The 2,557-nt window shown below is 70.7% G+C and carries 3 protein-coding genes; 1 reads left to right on the top strand and 2 read right to left on the bottom strand.

What is annotated here, in order from left to right; all coding sequences use genetic code 11:
• The coding region (locus tag ACFF45_RS35185) for an aldehyde dehydrogenase family protein (RefSeq protein WP_381351101.1) at positions 1 to 409 on the bottom strand (409 nt) is incomplete at its 3' end.
• Between the two features lie 334 nt (positions 410 to 743).
• Between ACFF45_RS35185 and ACFF45_RS35180 the strand changes: the two genes are divergently transcribed.
• On the top strand, positions 744 to 1,562 hold the full coding sequence (locus tag ACFF45_RS35180) for an IclR family transcriptional regulator (RefSeq protein WP_381351099.1): 819 nt from the start codon (positions 744 to 746) through the stop codon (positions 1,560 to 1,562).
• Positions 1,563 to 1,587: 25 nt separating this feature from the next.
• On the opposite strand, the gene ACFF45_RS35175 is transcribed toward ACFF45_RS35180, so the two are convergent.
• A complete protein-coding gene (locus ACFF45_RS35175) occupies positions 1,588 to 2,481 on the bottom strand; it encodes a 3-hydroxybutyryl-CoA dehydrogenase (protein WP_381351098.1) in 894 nt (297 codons plus the stop codon).
• Positions 2,482 to 2,557: the final 76 nt, after the last annotated feature.

Genomic DNA, 2,557 nt, shown 5'->3' with positions numbered 1-2,557 from the left:
TCGACATGGCCTGGCGGCCCGGCTGGGTGTCGGTGACCCGGCCGTGCGGCTGGAGGGCCAGGCCGGCCGCGAAGCGCAGCGCCCGGGTGATGAAATGCGCCTCGTAGCCCGCTTCGGGCCGCAGTTTGCCGTTCTCCTCGCACAGGGTGTCGACGACCTCGCCCATGCGCTGGTCGTAGGCGTCGGCGAGATGGCTCAGGGCGGTGGCCCGCAGCATCGGGTCGAGACGCCAGGAGCCCTCGGTGAAGGCGCGGACCGCCGCGTCGACGGCGGTCCGCCCCGTCCCGGTGCCGGCCTCGGCGTAGGTGCCGATCACGTCACCGGTCGCCGGATCGACGCTGTCGGAGAACCGAGGGGAGCCGACCCACTCGCCGTCGATCCAGTGCCGTGCGGTGTTCTCTCGGATCATGTCGGCTACTCCTTGGTCGAAGGGAGGGCAAGGGGCGACATAGCGACTTACGAGTACCCCCTCGGCGCGCACACGGGGTCGTGCCTCATCGGCGGAGCTGCCGCTCCGCGTACGTATCGCACGCCGTCGTTTCACCTATATGCATTGACTTCCTGGATAGTGAAACCTAGGTTTCCGTGGTGTCAACCCTCAGGGGAGTCCGGAAGCAGACGGAGGTGCTCGATGGCGGGGACGGCGGTGCATGTCGCCGTGGTGGACCACGGATCCTCGGGCGGGGCGGCCGCTGGATCGACGGCAGGCCGCTGGCCACGGGCGGAGTCACTATGATCGCCGTGTGACTGCTGAGCGCCCTTCAGGAAGCGATCCGACCGAGGCGTCACCGGCGCGGCAGGGCATCCAGTCCGTCGAACTGGCGATGACGGTGCTGCGCGCCCTGGAGGAGGGGCGGGGCCCGATGAGCCTGACGCAGATAGCCGCGGCCAGCGGGATGCAGCCGAGCAAGGCGCATCGCTACCTCGTCAGCCTCGCCAGGACGGGTCTCGTCGCCCAGTCGCCCAGTTCCGGACGCTACGACATGGGGCCGGCCATGCGGCGGCTCGGCGTCGAGTCGTTGCGGCGCATGGACGAGGTCGCGCTCGTGAGCGAGCATCTGCCCGCACTGCGGGACAGGACTTCCCATGCGGTGAACCTGGCGGTGTGGGGCGACCACGGCCCGGTCGTCGTGCGCTGGGAGTACGGTGCCCACGCGCTGCCCATCACCGTGCGGATCGGCGCCACGATGCCCCTGCTGAACTCCGCCGTGGGGCGCGCGTTCCTCGCGCATCTGCCGGCCCGGCTGACCGAGCCGGTGCTGTGCGGGCAACTGGAGGTGGCGGCGCTGGACGCGGCGACGCGCGAACAGGTGGGCCGGATCAGGGACGACGTGCCGCGTGCGGGCCTGGCCAGAACCGTCGGCGGCCTCATCCCCGGTGTCACGTCGCTGTCGGCGCCGGTGTTCACGGTGGGTGAGTCCTTCCCGCTCGTGGTCACCCTGGTCCTGCCCGCGCGCGGCGTCACGGAGCAGGACCTGGCCCGGTTCTCGCAGGAACTGCTGCTCTCGACCCGGGCCATGTCCGAGGAACTGGGCCGCTCCGCCGATCAGCGCGCGCCGTAGCGCACGGTGAACGCGGCCCGCGCCGCTACGTGGAGGCGCCCTTCTCCGGGTGCGGGTAGAAGCCCCGCCCGGACTTGCGGCCGAGGTGACCGGCCTCCACCATGCGCGACAGCAGGGGAGGCGGGGCGTACTGCGGCTCCCTGAACTCCGCGTACAGGGACTCGGCGACGGCCAGGGTGGTGTCGAGGCCGATGTGGTCGGCGAGGGCGAGCGGCCCCATCGGGTGGGCGCAGCCGCGCACCATCCCGTTGTCGATGTCGTCGGCGGTGGCGAACCCCGATTCGAACATGCGGATGGCGGACAACAGGTAGGGGATCAGCAGGGCGTTCACGACGAACCCGGCACGGTCCTGCGAGGTGATCACGTGCCGGCCCAGGGTCCGGCTGACGAAGGCGTGCATCCGCTGCCACGCGGTGTCGTCGGTGGTGAGTGACGGCACGAGTTCCACGAGGTCCAGGACCGGTACCGGGTTGAAGAAGTGCACCCCCATGACCCGGTCGGGGCGGCTGGTGGCGGCCGCGAGCTTCATGATGGGGATGGACGAGGTGTTGGAGGCGAGCAGGGCCTCCGGTTCGGCCATCGTCCGGTCGAGCACCGAGAACAGCTCGAGCTTGAGGTGCTCGATCTCCGGGATCGCCTCGATGGCGAGGTCGCGGTCGGCGAAGTCGGCCAGGTCGGTGGTGAAGGTGAGGTTCTCCAGGGCGCTGTCGCGCTCGTCGGCGGCGAGCCGCCCCCGTTCGACACCACGGGTGAGGGACTGCTCGATCCTGCGGCGTCCGGCCTGGACGGCCGCCTGGTCGACCTCGTGGACCAGGGTCTGCAGCCCGGCCCGTGCACAGACCTCGGCGATGCCCGAGCCCATGAGGCCGCAGCCCACGATCCCGACCCGCCGGATGCCGTCGCTGTTCCTCGCGCTCATCGGGCCGCTCCCTGGGTGCCGGGCAGGTTGCGGGCCATGACGATGCGCTGGACCTGGTTGGTGCCCTCGTAGATCT

It is taken from the genome of Streptomyces cinereospinus (assembly GCF_042430725.1).
Lineage (GTDB): Bacteria > Actinomycetota > Actinomycetes > Streptomycetales > Streptomycetaceae > Streptomyces > Streptomyces cinereospinus.
Note: the sequence above shows the minus strand (reverse complement) of the source record. Positions and strands in the feature narration are given on the sequence as shown.